The organism is Glutamicibacter sp. AOP12-B1-11 (genome assembly GCF_052379245.1).
Lineage (GTDB): Bacteria > Actinomycetota > Actinomycetes > Actinomycetales > Micrococcaceae > Glutamicibacter.
In genome coordinates this window covers 1-16,642 of record NZ_JBQSYL010000049.1, presented here as the reverse complement: position 1 = coordinate 16,642, position 16,642 = coordinate 1, and the positions used below count along the sequence as shown (strand labels likewise).

Genomic DNA, 16,642 nt, shown 5'->3' with positions numbered 1-16,642 from the left:
TACTCTGGTGCTCATCTGTCTGGTATCTCGGACATAGCGGCGAAGCGGATTCTAGATTTATAAATTTCAAAAATGTTCACCTCGTTGTCGCAAATCAATTCCCTAATTTCGCATATTTCATTCTGTGGCAGAAAGCGTGAGTGATAGTTACGAGAATTTCGCGAATTGACTTCATGAATACCAAAACTATGTTGAAGTTGACGTAAGCTCTGGAGACCAAAGCACAAAGACGTGACATGGCTTTGTTAACAAACCGGTTAACGATGCAACGAAGAACGAGCGAAGGACCGGCAACCGTGAGCGCAAGGTTGACCACAATGAAGAATCAAGTAACAGCAACACCAGAAAGCGCTTGGCGAAAGCGCAAGGATGCATGGGAGCACCTGGGATATGTACTTGGCGAGATCATTCGCGGTATCGACGACAAGGTCTCCGGCGAGCAGCATGAGCACGAGGCTACGCAACTACTGAGCCTCCTTTCTGCCATTGAACCCTACTGGGCCACGCCGGGCTTAGACTACTTCAACGAAGTTGAAACGTTGATGCACGAAGGCCACTTCCGTGATGCGCTGAGCAAGGTATATCTGGCGAATCAGTCCTTCCGGACGCAGACCCAATACATCGACGGCGAAAGCAACGACAGCGACGCGGAGGAAGCCGAGGCTGCTGCCCAAAGCAACGAGCTGGGCGGTGGTGAACCACGAGCAATCCATCGGAAGTTCGTCCCCAAGGTCGAAATTCTGTTGGTGGACAATGGTCCATCCGATGAGATTGAGCGATTCAAGATCGAGATGCTCGAACAGCGTCAGCGAACCGATTCATTCAACTACAGCTTCGTTGTCGTGCCCAGCGTCGAGGACGCGCTGGCCGCGATTGTCATCAACCCGACCATTCAGGCGGTTGTACTCACCGCCCGCTTCGAATTGGACACTCGGCGCCGGCTGAGCTCCACCCTAGGAAAGTACGTGTCACGGCATACAGCCGGACACTTTTCCACGGCAAGGCAAATCGACCGGATCTTGGATTTGGAAGAGATCATCGATCTGCTCCGCCCAGAGATCCCGGTCTACCTGATCGCCGGCGTTGCACTTGAATCTATCGCGCACGAGATTACCGGTCGCTTCAAGCGCATCTTCTCACGCAACGACGGCATGGATCTGCATCTGTCGATCATCGCCGAGGTGCTCGAACGCTACAACACTCCGTTCTTCCACGCGCTACAAAAGTACGCCAAACGCCCCGGCGGGGTATTCCACGCGATGCCGATTTCTCGCGGCGGGTCGGTGCAGAACTCGCCATGGGCACGAGACTTGGTGGACTTCTACGGGAAGAACCTGCTGTTGGCCGAAACCTCTGCCACTTCCGGAGGATTGGATTCCCTCTTGGATCCGCAGAGCTCCATCAAGGAAGCCCACGAGCTGGCGGCCCGCGCCTTCAACAGCCACCGCACCTACTTCGTCACCAACGGCACTTCCACCGCGAACAAGATCGTTCACCAGTCGATCCTTGCGCCCGGTGACATCGTGCTAGTTGACCGCAACTGCCATAAATCACACCATTACTCCCTGGTGCTCGCCGGTGCAAGCGTCAGCTACCTGGAGGCCTACCCGCTGAACGAGCACTCCATGTATGGTGCCGTATCGCTGGAAGAAATCAAGGGACGGCTGTTGCAGTTGCGCCGCGAAGGCCTGCTGCACAAGGTCAAAATGCTCACATTGACCAACTGCACCTTCGACGGGATTATTTACGATCCGCGTCGCGTGATGGAAGAGTGTTTGGCCATCAAGCCAGATCTGGTCTTCCTATGGGATGAAGCGTGGTTCGCTTTCGCCGGATTCCATCCTGTCTACCGTCAACGCACCGGTATGTCTGCGGCCCAACGCATGCAAACGGCGTTTGAGACATCTGAATATCGTGAGCGTTTTGCCGCGCAGCGTACCGAACTGCCCGAACCAGGAACGCTGGATGACCCGGCAAACGATGATGCCTGGCTGAAGACGCGACTGCTCGCCGATCCTGCCAAGACCCGCCTGCGCGTGTATTCGACACAGTCCACGCATAAGACGCTGACCTCACTGCGCCAAGGGTCAATGATTCACATTCACGATCAAGATTTCGCAGAACGTAACCGCAATACGTTCCGCGAGGCCTATATGACGCACACCTCGACCTCGCCGAACTATCAGATCCTCGCCTCGCTTGATATCGGGCGGCGCCAGGCTGAGTTGGAGGGCTATGCGTTGGTGCAGCGCCAGGTTGACTTGGCTCAATCGATCGTCCGGGCGATGTCACGCAATAAGCTGCTCAGCAAGTACTTCCAGGTACTCGATACGAGGGACCTGATCCCGCACCAATACCGTTGCAGCGACACCGGCAACCCAGTTCGTGACGGGTTGGAAGTTTGGGACAGGTCTTGGTCTGAAGATGAATTCGTCGTTGACCCATCAAGATTGACCCTGGACATCAGCCGCACAGGAGTGGATGGAGACACCTTCAAGCACACCTATCTGATGGACGGTCATGCAATTCAGGTCAACAAGACCAGCCGCACCTCGGTCCTGTTGATGACCAACATCGGCACTAACCGTTCGGCGGTGGCCCACCTGATTGAGGTGCTGGTCAAGATCGCCGAAGAGCTGGAGCATAAACGCCGATTGGATGGCCGGGCGCTAGCGGACGGGAAAAAGGTTCCGCCGACGCAGATCCCAATGCCAGATTTCAGCTATTTCGCCGAGGAGTTCAGCGGCGGCGGTGGCAGCGGCGATATGCGTTCGGCCTACTATCTGACCTATAAGGATCCGGCTACGCACTTCATTTTCTCACCAGAGATTCGTCAAAAAATTCAAAGTGGCGAACAGGTAGTCTCGGCGGCGTTCGTTACTCCATATCCTCCAGGATTCCCGGTATTAGTTCCGGGGCAGGTCGTGTCGACGGAGATCCTCGATTACATGGATGTGCTCGATACCCGAGAAATCCACGGATACCACCGTGACTACGGGTACCAGGTCTTTACCCGTGAAGCATTGGCCGAGGTGGCAGCGAAGAAGTCTTGATTCTTCGTATGGGCAGGAATCTCAGCTGAGATTCCTGCCCAAACGTTTAGCCCATCGCCGTACATGCAGCTCTTCGAAGCTGGCACTGACAACTGTGAAATTAGTCAGAGGGACGTGTGAGTAATTGGTCTGAGCTGGCTTCATTGACGCGTTGCGGGTAGCGTCCGTAATGAGGGCTCGGCCCCGATGGCTGAGTCAGATGCACGGTAACTTCACTGTAAAAGGAGAAGGATCTATGACAAAAACCAAGAACACACCGGCAAGCAAAACCTCGAAGGAGAACGCTGAAGGTGGTTTCGTTGCCACCGCTGCCCTCGGAGATGCCTTGCAGTCCGTGTTGGTGCAACTGCTGGACTTGCAGCTTGTTGGCAAGCAGATCCATTGGAATGTTATCGGCCCGAACTTCCGCGACCTGCACCAGAACCTCGATGAGATCGTGGATATCGCTCGCCGCGGCTCGGATGAAATTGCAGAGCGTATGCGCGCTATGCACATCACTCCGGATGGCCTGGCCGGCACCATAGGTAAATACAGCGAACTCGAGCAACCAAACAACGGAGAGATTCTGACGACCAAGGCCGTGGATATGGTGGTCAAAGCCCTGCAGAACACCGTCGGAGTCATCCGAGACGTACATGACGCAGTCGATGAGGAAGACCCGACCAGCGCTGACATCCTGCACGGGTACATTGCTGGCCTTGAACAACAGGCGTGGTTCATTAGCGCCGAAAATCGCACACCATAGCATCACTGATTTAGGGGGAGCCGAGGCAATTGTTGCGTCGGCTCCCTCGCGGTTTTCGGGTGCCGATCGGAAACTCGAAATACCCCTAGAATCTGCAGCGCGAAGAGCCTACCGTTGAAGATAGACGGGGTGTTCTCGCAACGTCTACACGTCAATTGAGAGGCGATTCATCTATGGCTATGGACAACGGTTCAAACCCAATTAAGGACGAAGAACTCTACGAGAAATTGCGGGAAGAAGGGAACTCCAAGCAAAAGTCTGCGCGCATTGCCAATGCCGCCGCCCGGGACGGCCGATCGACCGTCGGGGAACGCGGAGGCGAGTCTGGCAATTACGAGGACTGGACGGTCGAAGAGCTCAAACGCCGGTCGAAAGAGATCGGTCTGACGGACTACTCCGACAAACGAAAGGCCGATTTGATCCAGGCCCTTCGAAACTCCTAGTGAACTAAGGACGTCGCGTCATGAGTAACGACGGCATCATCGAAGACCAGTCCGAGCCGATTGAAGGAGAGGAACTCAAGGAGCAGTATGTTGCCCGTCGAGGTCCGATTCACCACCCGTCGGTCGAGGAGCTAGAGAAAGACGCCAACGACGATAGATTCGACGCCGGTTAATTCAGCTCCGGTAGCTGATGGATCTGTGTGAACCCTCGTTGGAACGTCTTTTCGGGAGTATCGTAGTAAGTAGTGGCCGTGTTCGGATGGCATGGCTGCTTGACCATTTAATGGTCGAAAACTCACCCGGAAGGGACCAAAATATGGGAGTTCAAAACAACGACGGTGACTAGGTCATCGACGTAATTCGCGAGTCTCATCGTGAATTAACGATATTCACGTCGAGGCCTTTTCGCTTCGCAGGCGGAGCCATTCTTGCTGCACCGCCAACCCAATGGAAGATAGCCGATTCTATGCCGGGAATACCGGTAAGAACAGGAGAGACGCCATGTCGACAATTCACGGAGCGTCCAGACCGCACAGTAAACATTTGGGTTTGGGACTAGCCGCGGGCGGTGCCCTGCTTGCAGCCATGTTCTTAGCCATCATATTTTGGGTTCCCATGGGACTCATTCCCAGCATGAATCCCATGTGGATCGTTGTCGCATGGGGCGCGATGCTCATGTGTTGGGGTGTTTTCCGGTTGATTGCCGGGCCCAGCAGCCTAGACCATCTTAACGGCGGTACCAGCGCAGGCTCTTAGCCTAGGAGCCGGTGTTTTCTGCCCAGAGCCGGAACACAAGCGCACAGCTTAGAAAAACGAAGCCACTGTGCCACTTCAAATCGAAGTGGCACAGTGGCTTCGTTAAACCGCAGGCAGGCAATCTGCGTGCCTTGCCACGCCGTAGTGGAAGTATCGGTTGCTTCTATTCCTACTACTGGGCGTTGCCCCTTGAGGCTTCACCAGCCGATGAGCGTTCAAACTAGTCGCAGATCATTGCGATTCTAGTTTCCGAATTGGTTGTGTTCACCATCTTCGCTGTCGAAATCATTGCCACGGTTGACTGATTCTGTTGAACCGAACTCATTTTCTTCGTTGGCGCCGCCGCTGTAGGATTCCTGGCCGGATTCTTGGTTGCTGTTGCTGCCGTAGGATTCCTGGCCGGATTCTTGGTTGCTGTTGCTGCCGTAGGATTCCTGGCCGGACTCTTGGCCGCTACCGCCGCCGTAGGATGACTGTCCACCGTCGTTACCGAAATCATTGCCTTCGTTAGCACTGTTCTCGGAATAGGTCTGGCTTTCGTCGTTGCCACTGCTATTCTCATAGCCGCTTTGAGAGTCGGAGTGGCTGGTGCCCTCAGCATTGTTGTTGTCGAAGTTCCCGAACTGCTCACTTGAATCGTGCTCGGACATGGAGTCCTCCTTGATCGTGGTTCCTGACGAGTCCCACGCTATGGCCCCACATTCGCAGTGCCCAAGGTATGTGCAAGTTCTAACCGTGAAATGCTATGTAACGGTCAGGTAACGCTCACCTTTGTTTCGAATTGCCTAACGGAACGGCAAATTTCCCATGAACAATAGAGAGCCACGAGAACTTTCAACATTAGCGCTGAAGATCCCCGTGGCTCTCGAAAACAAACTATATATTGCTATTTCTGGTTCATCGGTATGCGTACGCCGCGTTCGGCGGCAACCTCAATTGCGCGGTCATAGCCAGCATCAACATGGCGGATGACCCCCATCCCAGGGTCGTTGGTTAGTAGGGCCTCTAGCTTTGCGGCGGCCATTTCCGTGCCGTCGGCTAGGGACACCTGACCAGCGTGGATCGAGCGTCCCATGCCCACGCCACCGCCGTGATGAATCGAAACCCACGAAGCACCGGAGCTCGTCGCGGTCAGGGCATTGAGCAGCGGCCAATCGGCGACGGCATCCGTGCCGTCGGCCATGGCTTCGGTCTCCCGGTATGGGGAAGCCACCGAACCCGAGTCCAGATGATCGCGTCCAATGACGATTGGCGCAGAGACTTTCCCTTCGGCGACCAGCTGGTTGAATAGCAGGCCCGCCTTGTGGCGTTCCCCGTAGCCCAACCAGCAGATGCGTGCAGGCAGGCCTTCGAATTCGACACGGTCCGCCGCGGCATCCAGCCAACGGTGCAGGTGATCGTTTTCTGGAAACAGTTCCTTGAGCGCTTGGTCAGTTACGCGAATATCCTCTGGATCGCCGGAGAGCGCAACCCAACGGAATGGGCCTAGACCCTCGCAGAACAACGGACGGATGTAAGCCGGAACGAAGCCAGGGAATTCGAAAGCACGCTCGTACCCGCCCTTGCGTGCTTCATCGCGGATTGAGTTGCCGTAGTCGAAGACCTCGACGCCGAGGTCCTGGAACTCGACCATCGCCTGTACCTGCTTGGCCATCGATGCTTGGGCCTTGAAGGTGAAATCGGCGGCGTCTGCGGCCGCAGCGGGGGCCCACTGGTCCAGCGTGTATTCCACCGGCAGATAGCTCAGCGGGTCGTGGGCACTCGTCTGATCGGTGACGACGTCAATCGAGATCTCGCCTGCCTTCTGGCGGCGCAATAGCTCCGGGAAAACTTCCGCCGCGTTGCCGACGAAACCTACCGAGTGCCCACGGCCTTCGGCCTTAGCCGCTGCTACCTTGGCTAGAGCCTTATCGAGATCCAGCTCCACCTCATCCAGGTAACGCTTCGAAACGCGTCGGCGCAGACGCGACTCGTCCACATCCACAATCAGGCAGGCCCCATCGTTCAGGGTCACCGCCAATGGCTGGGCACCACCCATACCGCCGCAACCGCCGGTGAGGGTCAGCGTGTTGGCCAGCGTACCGTTGAATCGTTTCGCGCCGATTGCAGCAAAAGTTTCATAGGTTCCCTGCAAAATGCCTTGGGTGCCGATGTAGATCCACGAGCCGGCGGTCATCTGGCCATACATCATCAGGCCTTCGGCCTCTAGCTTGCGGAAGTGCTCCCAATTCGCCCAGTCGCCCACCAGATTCGAGTTGGCGATGAGCACTCTAGGTGCCCACTTGTTGGTGCGGAAGACGCCGACGGGCTTGCCCGACTGGACCAGCAAGGTCTCGTTTTCTTCGAGGTCCTTTAGCGTCTCGACAATTGCATCGAATGCTTCCCACGAGCGTGCTGCCTTGCCGGTTCCCCCATAGACGACGAGGTCTTCGGGGCGCTCGGCAACTTCTGGGTCGAGGTTATTCATCAGCATGCGCAGCGGGGCTTCGGTTGCCCAAGACTTGGCGTTTAGCTGGGTACCGCGCGGGGCGCGGACGACTCGTGGTTCATGATTCATGATGGGCTCCTTTGGCAGCAGCGGAAGTAACTTTCTACCTTCCATCATTGGCCAAAGTGGGCTAGGAGGGTACGCCCTAGCAGAGGGTGGTGTCCGGAATTTCAGACTGGGCGTACCGGAGCGAGGCGTCGCCCATGCACCCGGCTGGTCAGCTGCCCGGCGGTTTGCCTAATCTGTTCGAGCAACGGATCCCAACGTTCCTCGGGGACCCGATCACCGAGGAACGTCACCGCAACCGCGGCTACCGGCCAACCATTCGCATCCTGTATTTCCACGGCAAGGGAATGGAAGTCCGCCGTGACATCCCCGCGTTCTACGGCGAACCCGCGTTTTGTTGTCTGGTCCAGCTCGCGGCGTAGCTGCTGATAGGAATTGATCCCGCTATCTTGCGCGCGGTTGCTGAAACTTGATGTGCCCGGGTACAGCGCACGAACCTGCGACTTCGGCAGGGCAGCCAGAATCGCGCGGCCCGAGGCGGTCAAATGCGAAGGCAGGCGCACACCGACGTCGGTGACCAGCGAGGGGCGACCCTTGGCGCGTTCCTCTACGATATAGAGCACATCAGGCCCGTGGAGCACTGCCAGGTGGGCGCTTTCGCCTACCTTGTCCACGAGTTGCGCAATCAGCGGTGCTCCGAACCTAGCCAGAGGTTCCTGTCTGGTGTAGGCACTGGAGAGCTCGAAGGACGATACCCCCAAACCGTAGGCCTTCTCCTCGGGGTAATGGGCGATAAAACCTTGTTCGAGCATCACATTCAGCAGCTGGTACACACTGGATCTGGGCAGCTCCAGCAGCTTGGCGATCATTGCCGCCGGGGTCGGCGACTTCCGGCTTGCGAGTAATCGCAAGACACGGAGCGTATTTTCCGCTGCCGGAACCTTGCTGCCCATGAGTGACCCCTTAGTCGAAAACGCTTATCTGCTAGGGAACTCTAGCAAGTCTCTGAGCAAAGAAGCGTTTTCTTCCCTAGGAAATTTGGTCTTGAAAAGACTCGTTGAGCTGTTCAAGCCTTGGCGGGTTGGCCCCGGAAACCAGTACTGTCAGCTCCGAACAACGAGTCGCCTGAGTCAGCGCAGACTCCAATTCTTTCTGGTCCAGAGCTCCACCCTTCGTGGTGAGCGCCTGCGCCAACGAGCTATTGAGCAGCCCATGAAGCAAGCCAGACATGAAAGCGTCGCCTGCGCCGATTGAGTCCACGACCTTCACCGCACGGGAATGGACCAGTACCTCGGTGTTCTTCGTGCGGGCGGTGGCGCCGCGAGCCCCGAAGGTCATGATGGCAAGCTTGGCGCCGCGTTCCAGAATATGATCCAAGATTCGCTGGCAGTCCCAACCGGGGTAGAGCCACAAGGCATCGTCATCGCTGAGCTTGACCACATGGGACAGGCTCATCAGTTTTTCTACCTGCTTCAGCGCAGCGGCGCGCTTGGGAATCAGCTGCGGGCGCAGATTTGGGTCATAGCTGCGCAATTGCGTTGCCGGAGAGCCTTGGAATGCTTCCAATACTTTCTCGCATCCCGGTGCCAGCCATCCGGCGATAGAACCTGAATGCAGGAGTTGCGCCTCGGAACTTGGAACGCCGCCTGGAAGTTCCCAGGACAAATCGAATTCATAGCTCGCGTCGCCAACTCCGTCGACGGAAACTGTGGCGGTGTTCGTGGGCCGCTGCGCGACGCTGCCGGCCGCGAGCGCTACACCGGAATCTTCGAGGTGCGCGGCGATCAACTTGCCGTACGCATCTTCGCCTAGCTCTGTATGCAATGTGACCTGATGGCCCAAGCGTCCTAGACCCACCGCGACATTCATCGGGGAGCCACCTGGATGAGCCACGTCATCAACGATATCGGCTAGAGCTTCGCCAACCACCTGTATCTGTGCCATGACTCGATACTACGGAAATTCACTTAAATAGCCATTTCCGGGGCGTGGGTTCGGCGCTTATTGCGCGGAACCTCACAAATGCAATGCAGGACCGTGGGAAATCGGTGAGCTAATTCGCGCTGGGCAACCAGGAACCACCGCCGTCGTGAGTCGCCTTCGGCACCGTGGCCCTGAACCGGCGGGGCAGGAAGTCCCGGCCCGCTGAATCCTGAACGTTTCCGGGATTCAGCAGGCCGGCGGACTCAATAGCGCGCGGCCTCGACATTCAGCCGGTAGCCGCGCTTGATAACGGTGGTGATCAGGTCCGGGTGCGGGAGCGTGCGCCGCAGCCGGCTGAGCGTCATGTCCAGCGCGTGCTTCGAAGACACCGTGGGCAGCACAGCGCCGAGCTCGTCGCGCGAGACGACCGACCCTCCGGCCTCCAGCAGGCAGCGCAGGATCTCGGTCTGTGCCGGGGTGAGCTCGCAGCGCTCATCGTTCAGGCTCAATGTGCGTCCCCGAAGTTCGCATTCCCCGAAGACCGTCGGCGCGCTGAGCGTGCCCAGCGCGCCCAGATGCTCGACCAGTTGCAGAATCATCGCGCCCATGCGGTGGCGTTCGGGAACCAACGCGCCGTGCACACCGGAGGACTGCAGCGGGGCCGCCGTCACCGGGCCCACCGTTGCCACCGCAACTCGTTCGTTCAGCGAGCGAATCAGCGCCTGGTAGCGATTGCGCGTGCGGGCCGCGGCGAACAGCGCATGCACGCTCGGCGCGCTGGTGAAGGTGATCGCGTCGAAATGCGCGGCGCAGATTCCTTCGACCAGAAGCGAAAGGTGCTGGTCAGAGCTGGTGTCCAGCCAGCGGTACGGCTCGACCTTCAAAACCCGCGACGCGCCCAGATCCCGCAGCGACTGGGCGAGCCCATGGTCGCTGTCCGCATGCAACTGCACCGCCACGGTTTGCCCCGCGATCGAAGGCCCCAGCAGCGGAAGCAGCCCGGCGGTGGTGCCGTCCTGGGCGACACCGGCGGCGTGGAATCCCAGGGCGCGCACCGCACCGTGGGCCTTCGCACCGCGAACGTAGAGCTTCGCCGCCTTCATGGACTGGCACAACTGGTGGCCGAGACCAGCGGCCTCGGCCGAATCGAACCAGCGCCGCAGCCCATAGGCGGTGGAAATGATGACCGCTTCCGGGCGCAACTCGATCAGCTTCCTGGTCTGCTCCACGAGCAGCGCCTCGTCGTCCAGCGGTGCGAGCTTCAGCAACGGTGCGTGCGTGACCTCGGCGCCGCGGCGCTCCAGCGCTTCGATGAGTTCGGCCGAACGCCGGTCGCTGGTCACCGCGATCCTGAAACCAGACAATGGCAGAGCCAGCGCGCTCATGCGATGGCCCCAAAATTTGCCATTTCCTCGGCCAGCAGCCGCTGCGGCAAGGCCGTCACCTCGCCGATGACGATCACCGCCGGATTCGCGCAACCGCGCGCCCGGGAGGTCGCCGTCAGGGTCGCCAGCGTTGCAAAGGTGGTGCGTTGGTCGCCGGTGGTCCCGGATTCGACGATTGCACAGGGCATGGTGGCTGCCATGCCCTGGCGCAGCAGGCCGGAAGCGGTGCTTTCCAGGGTTCCCATGCCCATCAGGATGATGATGGTGCCGCCCAGCCCGGTGAGCTGCTCCAGTTGCTGGCTTTCCAGCGGGTCGTGGCCCGAAATGACCGAGAATACCCGGTTCACACCGCGTGCCGTGACCGGAATGCCGGCGGCCGCGGGAACCGTGATGCAGGAACTGAGTCCGGGCACCACGCTGATGGCGATGCCTGCCTTGGAGGCCGCGGCCATCTCTTCGAATCCGCGGCCAAATACGAATGGGTCTCCGCCTTTGAGCCGAACCACATTTGAACCGGCCTTGGCGGCGGTCAGCATCTGCTCTTCGATCTGGGATTGGCTGACCTTGTGGTGCCCGGGCTGCTTGCCAACATCCACGATCACCGCCTGCGGGGCGAGCTTCCGCACGAGATCGCCGGGGCCCAACCGGTCAACGAAGACCATGTCGGCGTCGGCTAAGGCGCTGACCGCTCGCACGGTCAGCAGATCAAGTGCGCCGGGGCCACCACCGACCAGGGTGATTAGGCCGGAGCCGGCGGCCGGTTGGCGCGTCAAGACCGGCAGTCCCCGCCGCTGGGCCGCTTCGCGCAGCGGCTGGAAGCGCTGGGGCAAGGCATCGCAGATGACCAGCAGGTTCGCGGTTTCGAGCGCCACGAGTCCACCTTCCGGGGTATCCGCGGAAAGTACCTGCGCCCCCTGCGCGATGAAATGCTCCGCTGCCCCGCGTGCACCCCTCAGCCCGCCGGCGAGCAGCAGCGTGCAACCCTTGACCTCGAACGCTGTGCCGTTCATCGGATCGACTCCGCCGCGAGTTCGCAAGCCGTGTGGTCGGCGCCGAATAAGCCTGCTTGTCCAACAAAAACCTTTTTTCCGCTCGCCGCTTCGGTGATGCGGTGAGCGGGCAAGCAGTCGCCGGCAGTATGGGTCGTTTGATCATTTGAACGGTTTGACATGGGAAGTCAGCTCCACTTGATTCTCGATGGCTCGATGCTGACAACACTATCGAGGAACCTTTGCCCCGAAATTTCCCATTTGTTTCCATAGGAATAATTCATACATAAACTCGACGAGAACTACGGGGGTCGTGTTTGCGCCGCCGCGCAATGAAGCCTGGCCGTGGCCAATGCCGGTGAAACGAGATTTACCTGGGCGCAACAGAACCGTGCGATCGGCCGTAACAGGCGCTTCGTAGACTGCAACCACAGGCTCGTGACAACGAGCCTCGAAACTACCGAAGGGAAGAATCATGGGCCTACTCATTGCCCGCGAAATGCCGGAGCCCGGTCAGCCCGCATGAGCGGGGGATCAACAACCGAACCGCGAACCGAGTCCCTGGTGGCCGTCTCGCACGGCACCAGCGATCCGGCAGGCCAACGGGCGATCAACTCCTTGGTGGAGGAAATCCGCCGGGCGGCCTCAGTGGCCGTGCACCAGTCATTCGTCGACGTCCAAGAGCCCCGGGCAAGTACGCTGCTCCTCGGGCTGCCGGACGAAGAGCAGCACGCGGTCCTCGTGCCGCTGCTGCTTTCGCGGGGTGTGCACGTGGATCAAGATCTCACCGAGGCGGCGGCGCTTCGGCCCAATACTCGCATTGCACCGGCCCTCGGCCCGCACCCGTCGCTCGCTCTGGTTATCGAGCACCGACTCGTGCAGGCCGGATGGCGGCGCGGCGAACCTGTCATCCTCGCCGGTGCGGGGACACGGCTGGCCCAGGGCGTGCATGACTGCCAACAGGTTGCCAACCTGCTGGCCGGCCTGCTGGGGGTGCAGGTTACCGCCGCCTTCGTGGCCGCGGCGACCCCGTCGCTGGGGGAAGCGGTCGCCGCGGCCCGGGCGGCGAGCCCGCAACACCGCGTGGTCGTGGCCAGTTACCTGTTGGCGCCCGGCTACTTTCAGTCCCTGATCGAGCGCTGCGGCGCAGATCTGGTCAGCGATCCATTGCTTGCCCCGGACGCTGAGGTGCCCGCAGAATTGGTGAACCTCGTATTGCATCGCTTCCTGGCGGCGTTATCCTAGGCCCGGACCAACCTTCAGCACTTGCCGGCAAGGGCCAAGAACGGCACAGTGTAAACATGCAGTCGCTTTTCGATGACGGCGCCTTCGAGCGTCGGCCCCATACCGTGCGCGCGGGCGCGGTCCATCTGCCCAGCTGGCTAACCCGCGAGCAGCAGGACTGGATGACCGAACGCTTCCTGGATTGGGGCAATGGACCGGTCCCGCCGCATTCCACGCTGGTCAATGGACACCCGATGAAGGTCAAGACGGTATGCCTGGGCTGGCATTGGGGAAACTACACCTACACGCGCACCGCCGAAGACCTCAACGGCCAGCCGGTGCCACCGATGCCCGATTGGCTGGCGTCACTGGGACGGCGCGCGGTGCTGGAAACGACCGGGGACGGAGCAAAAGCCGCGGGCTACAACCCCGATGTGGCGATCATCAATTACTACCCGCCGGGCTCGACCATGGGCATGCACCAAGACGCCGAAGAGAAAATCAACGCACCGATCGTCTCGCTGTCCATTGGCGAGAGCGCGAACTTCCGCTTGGGCAACAACGAGACGCGCACCAAGCCCTACCAAGATGTGCGTCTGGCTTCCGGAGACTTGTTCGTCTTCGAGGGTCCCGCCCGGTGGGCCTTCCATGCGGTGACGAAGATCTATCCGGGTACGGCTCCGGCCGGCTGGTCGCTGGGCAGCGGCCGGATCAACATCACGCTGCGTGAGACGGGGATGGGCTAGGCCGCTATTCGGAGGCCAGATCGAGGGTGGCAATGACCGCCCGGTGGTCGGAATCTCCCACCGCCAACGTGTCCGAGGAGCCGGTATCGAGGCCGCGAACCAGCACGTGGTCGATGCCCAACATGGGCATCGGACGGTTCGGCCAGGTCATCCCGAACCCCCAGCCCTCATGCGGCACCTTGTTGAGCTGCTCCGAGACCGGCGAGAAATGGCGGTCGGCATTGGTCGCATTAAAATCGCCCAAGGCAATAATTTTCGCGCTCCGATCGGCGGCGAGCGTGCGTCCAAGATTGCTTAGCATCAGGTCGCGTTCCGCATGCTCCAGGGGCCGGGCCGAAGCCACGTGGACCGCGTACACCGTCACATCCCCGGCGTCGGTTCGAACGCGCAGCTTCACCGCCCGGGACCAACCCAACCCAAGGTCCAGCGGCTCTTCGTCGAGGATCGGATACTTGCTGTAGACCCCCACGGTTCCCACGGTGTACTGGTGCGGGTGGGTTTCTTCCAGCAGTGCAGCGACTTCCTGGGCCTGTCCTTCACCCAGTTCCTGCAGGCTTATCAGATCTGCGCCCGTGGCGAGGAGACCCTGTGCGGAGCTGTGCGCCCCGTCTTCGTGCACATTCTGCGTGGCGACAATAAATTTGGCGGCCGGTTCGGGGGCATTGGCCGGCAGGAACGCCGCGCCAAAGATCCACGACCAAGCCACCAACGGAAGCAGGAGCACCAAAAAAGAGATGCGGCCACGCGCCGCCAGCGCCCAGCAGAACAACAAGGGCACGCCGAGGCCTAGCCAGGGAGCCAAATTGTCCAGAAACAGTCCGAGCCCACCGCGTTCGGGGAAGCTGCGGTGGGCAACTAGCACTATGGTCAGTGCCAATGACAAAAGAACTATCAATAACCGGGCGGCCATCCGGCCGGCGGTGAGGCGTTTATGAGCTGCATGGGACATGAGAATTCCACAGTGCCACATGTTCCTCGCCCAGCCGTGGATTGAGCGTGGAATACCCGCGCCGCGTTCTCTGTTGGGTACCCGAGAGGTATTGTCATTACGATTGATACGGGCGCCAACGTAGCCGTGCCATGAACACACCCGAATCGCAGCAAAGTAAGAGGCCCCCAATGAACCGTTTAGCGCCCCCGCGGTATTTAGAAGGCAGGACACTGCTCTTCGCAATTATTGCCCTAGGCATGGGTGGCTTTGGCATCGGTGTGACCGAGTTCGCCATGATGGGCCTGCTCCAGGAAGGCGCCGAGGACTTGAACGTCACGAATTCCCAGATGGGGCTCGTGATCAGCACCTACGCGATCGGCGTGGTTGTCGGTGCGCCGCTGTTGACCGCGGTCGCCGCAAAAATCCCGAAAAAGCGTGCGGTGCAGCTACTGATCCTGCTCTTTGCCGTGGCAAATCTTTCCTCATTCTTCGCTCCGGATTACGGAACCATGCTGTTCACCCGGTTCCTTTCCGGACTGCCGCACGGGGCCTACTTCGGGTTGGCAGGTGTGCTGGCAGGTAATTTGGTGCCCGGCAGCATGCGTGGGCGAGCCATCGCGTGGGTAATGCTGGGCCTGTCGGTGGCAAACGTCGGCGGTGTCCCCTTGGTGACCTTGCTGGGCCAGGAAGTCGGATGGCGTTCGATGTTCCTTGTGGTCACCGCGGTGGGGCTGCTCACCTTTGCCTTGATCACTATTTTCGTCCCGCTGCGCAGGGCCGAAGCGGGAGCAAGTATGCGCCGCGAACTTTCGGCGCTTAAAAGCCTGCAAGTCTGGTTGGCCATGGCAACCGGCATCGTAGGCTTCGGTGGGTTCTTCGCGGTCTACTCCTATATTTCTCCAACCCTCACCGACGAAACCGGGCTGGATATTGTGCTGGTTCCACTGGCCCTGGCGCTCTACGGGGTGGGCATGGTGGTCGGCTCGTTGATCGGAGGACGGCTGGCCGACTGGTCGGTGTTCGGAGCGATCAAGCTGGCCAGTGTGCTCATGGTTATCAGCATGCTGGTGTTTGCCGCCGTTGCCTCGTGGGTGATCCCAACACTCATCATGGTGTTCGTCCTGGGCAGCGTCGGTTCGCTGCTGATCCCGAGCCTGCAGACGCTGCTGATGGATTCGGCCCCACATGCGCAGTCGTTGGCCGCGTCGCTGAACCACTCGGCGCTCAACGTGGCCAATGCCCTCGGCGCTGCGCTCGGCGCGATCGTGATCAGCGCGGGCCTGGGCTACCGTGCGCCGTCGGTGGTCGGAGCCGGACTTGCGGCCCTGGGCTTGCTGATCGCGTGGATTACCCAGCTCCGAGCCCAGAAGCTTGGCCTGGTTATCGGCGCCGCAGCGGCTCTCGAACGGGTCGACGCACCGGAACAACGCTAAACGTCGAATGCTGACGAGTGCGGGGCGTGGATCCAATGGATCCATGCCCCGCACTCAGCTGTACTGGTCAGCCCTCTTGGCTTCCTACGGCGCCGATATTGAACATCCAACACACCCCGAACTTGTCGGTCAGCATTCCGAACGAGTCACCCCACGGGGCCTTGGCCAGAGGTTCATCGATGCGCGAACCCTCGGAAAGTTTCTCCCACCAGGCGGTGAGCTTCGCTTCGTCTGCTGGGTCGGTGGCATCGTTGCTCAGGGCAATGGTGCCGTTTCCGGTCACATTCATTTCCGGCAGGGCATCGGAACCCATCAGGTGCAGTCCGCGATCGACGAATAAGGAAGAGTGCATGATCAGGTCGGCGGTGGCGGGATTGCCGTCATCCATTCCTTCTTTGAATGTCATGGCGGAGTATTCTCCGCCGAAAACGGAGTGGTAGTACTCCATTGCCTCGCGGGCGACGCCGCCAAATTGCAGATAAGGGGTCATAGCAACGGACATTGGGAAGTGACCTTTCGC

15 protein-coding genes are annotated in these 16,642 nt (G+C 59.7%); 7 read left to right on the top strand and 8 right to left on the bottom strand.

All coding sequences use genetic code 11. The annotated features are described in order from the left end of the window. Window positions 1-317 precede the first annotated feature (317 nt). The 4 genes from ACT3UQ_RS18890 to ACT3UQ_RS18875 all read left to right on the top strand — a co-directional run bounded on the left by ACT3UQ_RS18890 (window position 318) and on the right by ACT3UQ_RS18875 (window position 4,414). Window positions 318-3,053 carry an aminotransferase class I/II-fold pyridoxal phosphate-dependent enzyme gene (locus tag ACT3UQ_RS18890; protein WP_258133512.1) on the top strand — a complete coding sequence of 912 codons (2,736 nt, stop codon included), beginning with the start codon at window positions 318-320 and terminating at the stop codon, window positions 3,051-3,053. Window positions 3,054-3,288: 235 nt separating this feature from the next. Next, window positions 3,289-3,798 (top strand): Dps family protein, encoded by a 510-nt coding sequence (locus ACT3UQ_RS18885; RefSeq protein ID WP_105552934.1) that lies wholly within the window; start codon window positions 3,289-3,291, stop codon window positions 3,796-3,798. A 173-nt stretch (window positions 3,799-3,971) separates the two neighbouring features. Then, on the top strand, window positions 3,972-4,241 hold the full coding sequence (locus ACT3UQ_RS18880) for a DUF7218 family protein (protein ID WP_105552935.1): 270 nt from the start codon (window positions 3,972-3,974) through the stop codon (window positions 4,239-4,241). A gap of 20 nt (window positions 4,242-4,261) precedes the next feature. After that, window positions 4,262-4,414: a hypothetical protein gene (locus ACT3UQ_RS18875; protein ID WP_181148400.1), complete on the top strand. Its 153-nt coding sequence runs from the start codon at window positions 4,262-4,264 to the stop codon at window positions 4,412-4,414. Window positions 4,415-5,239: 825 nt separating this feature from the next. Here the strand turns inward: ACT3UQ_RS18875 and ACT3UQ_RS18870 are convergent. The 6 genes from ACT3UQ_RS18870 to cobA form a co-directional block, all read right to left on the bottom strand. Then, entirely contained in the window at window positions 5,240-5,647 is a 408-nt protein-coding gene (locus tag ACT3UQ_RS18870; protein ID WP_105552937.1) for a hypothetical protein, read from the bottom strand. A gap of 236 nt (window positions 5,648-5,883) precedes the next feature. Beyond that, a complete protein-coding gene (gene hutU / locus ACT3UQ_RS18865) occupies window positions 5,884-7,554 on the bottom strand; it encodes a urocanate hydratase (protein WP_105552938.1) in 1,671 nt (556 codons plus the stop codon). A gap of 101 nt (window positions 7,555-7,655) precedes the next feature. Continuing rightward, window positions 7,656-8,444, bottom strand: coding sequence for an IclR family transcriptional regulator (locus ACT3UQ_RS18860; RefSeq protein WP_105552939.1), 789 nt, complete (start codon window positions 8,442-8,444; stop codon window positions 7,656-7,658). A gap of 76 nt (window positions 8,445-8,520) precedes the next feature. Further along, entirely contained in the window at window positions 8,521-9,435 is a 915-nt protein-coding gene (locus tag ACT3UQ_RS18855; protein ID WP_105552940.1) for a carbohydrate kinase family protein, read from the bottom strand. A gap of 242 nt (window positions 9,436-9,677) precedes the next feature. Then, entirely contained in the window at window positions 9,678-10,799 is a 1,122-nt protein-coding gene (locus ACT3UQ_RS18850; RefSeq protein WP_105552941.1) for a uroporphyrinogen-III synthase, read from the bottom strand. Further along, a complete protein-coding gene (cobA, locus tag ACT3UQ_RS18845; protein ID WP_105569643.1) occupies window positions 10,796-11,809 on the bottom strand; it encodes a uroporphyrinogen-III C-methyltransferase in 1,014 nt (337 codons plus the stop codon). The genes ACT3UQ_RS18850 and cobA overlap by 4 nt, the downstream gene beginning before the upstream one ends. Before the next feature lie 501 nt (window positions 11,810-12,310). On the opposite strand from cobA, the gene ACT3UQ_RS18840 reads away from it, so the two are divergent. After that, window positions 12,311-13,033 carry a sirohydrochlorin chelatase gene (locus tag ACT3UQ_RS18840; protein ID WP_105552943.1) on the top strand — a complete coding sequence of 241 codons (723 nt, stop codon included), beginning with the start codon at window positions 12,311-12,313 and terminating at the stop codon, window positions 13,031-13,033. Between the two features lie 56 nt (window positions 13,034-13,089). Beyond that, the gene (locus ACT3UQ_RS18835) at window positions 13,090-13,758 is read left to right on the top strand and encodes an alpha-ketoglutarate-dependent dioxygenase AlkB family protein (RefSeq protein ID WP_105552944.1); all 669 of its coding nucleotides are present in this window, start codon (window positions 13,090-13,092) and stop codon (window positions 13,756-13,758) included. Between the two features lie 4 nt (window positions 13,759-13,762). Here ACT3UQ_RS18835 and ACT3UQ_RS18830 read toward each other — a convergent pair whose 3' ends face one another. Continuing rightward, complete coding sequence (locus ACT3UQ_RS18830) at window positions 13,763-14,707, bottom strand: endonuclease/exonuclease/phosphatase family protein (RefSeq protein WP_181148404.1); 945 nt, start codon at window positions 14,705-14,707, stop codon at window positions 13,763-13,765. 170 nt (window positions 14,708-14,877) lie between these two features. Here ACT3UQ_RS18830 and ACT3UQ_RS18825 point away from each other — a divergent pair, with 170 nt between their 5' ends. Then, a complete protein-coding gene (locus ACT3UQ_RS18825; RefSeq protein ID WP_096286641.1) occupies window positions 14,878-16,122 on the top strand; it encodes an MFS transporter in 1,245 nt (414 codons plus the stop codon). 67 nt (window positions 16,123-16,189) lie between these two features. Here ACT3UQ_RS18825 and ACT3UQ_RS18820 read toward each other — a convergent pair whose 3' ends face one another. After that, window positions 16,190-16,624, bottom strand: a complete 435-nt coding sequence (locus ACT3UQ_RS18820) for a VOC family protein (protein WP_096286644.1) — start codon at window positions 16,622-16,624, stop codon at window positions 16,190-16,192. Window positions 16,625-16,642 lie beyond the last annotated feature (18 nt).

Bases quoted from the DNA above. Each gene is read 5' to 3' on its own strand.
- ACT3UQ_RS18825 (WP_096286641.1), top strand. From the start codon at position 14,878: ATGAACCGTTTAGCGCCCCCGCGGTATTTAGAAGGCAGGACACTGCTC.
- ACT3UQ_RS18820 (WP_096286644.1), bottom strand. From the start codon at position 16,624: ATGTCCGTTGCTATGACCCCTTATCTGCAATTTGGCGGCGTCGCCCGC.
- ACT3UQ_RS18870 (WP_105552937.1), bottom strand. From the start codon at position 5,647: ATGTCCGAGCACGATTCAAGTGAGCAGTTCGGGAACTTCGACAACAAC.
- ACT3UQ_RS18830 (WP_181148404.1), bottom strand. From the start codon at position 14,707: ATGTCCCATGCAGCTCATAAACGCCTCACCGCCGGCCGGATGGCCGCC.
- ACT3UQ_RS18855 (WP_105552940.1), bottom strand. From the start codon at position 9,435: ATGGCACAGATACAGGTGGTTGGCGAAGCTCTAGCCGATATCGTTGAT.
- ACT3UQ_RS18885 (WP_105552934.1), top strand. From the start codon at position 3,289: ATGACAAAAACCAAGAACACACCGGCAAGCAAAACCTCGAAGGAGAAC.
- ACT3UQ_RS18850 (WP_105552941.1), bottom strand. From the start codon at position 10,799: ATGAGCGCGCTGGCTCTGCCATTGTCTGGTTTCAGGATCGCGGTGACC.
- ACT3UQ_RS18890 (WP_258133512.1), top strand. From the start codon at position 318: ATGAAGAATCAAGTAACAGCAACACCAGAAAGCGCTTGGCGAAAGCGC.
- ACT3UQ_RS18880 (WP_105552935.1), top strand. From the start codon at position 3,972: ATGGCTATGGACAACGGTTCAAACCCAATTAAGGACGAAGAACTCTAC.
- ACT3UQ_RS18875 (WP_181148400.1), top strand. From the start codon at position 4,262: ATGAGTAACGACGGCATCATCGAAGACCAGTCCGAGCCGATTGAAGGA.
- cobA (WP_105569643.1), bottom strand. From the start codon at position 11,809: ATGAACGGCACAGCGTTCGAGGTCAAGGGTTGCACGCTGCTGCTCGCC.
- ACT3UQ_RS18835 (WP_105552944.1), top strand. From the start codon at position 13,090: ATGCAGTCGCTTTTCGATGACGGCGCCTTCGAGCGTCGGCCCCATACC.
- ACT3UQ_RS18860 (WP_105552939.1), bottom strand. From the start codon at position 8,444: ATGGGCAGCAAGGTTCCGGCAGCGGAAAATACGCTCCGTGTCTTGCGA.
- hutU (WP_105552938.1), bottom strand. From the start codon at position 7,554: ATGAATCATGAACCACGAGTCGTCCGCGCCCCGCGCGGTACCCAGCTA.
- ACT3UQ_RS18840 (WP_105552943.1), top strand. From the start codon at position 12,311: ATGAGCGGGGGATCAACAACCGAACCGCGAACCGAGTCCCTGGTGGCC.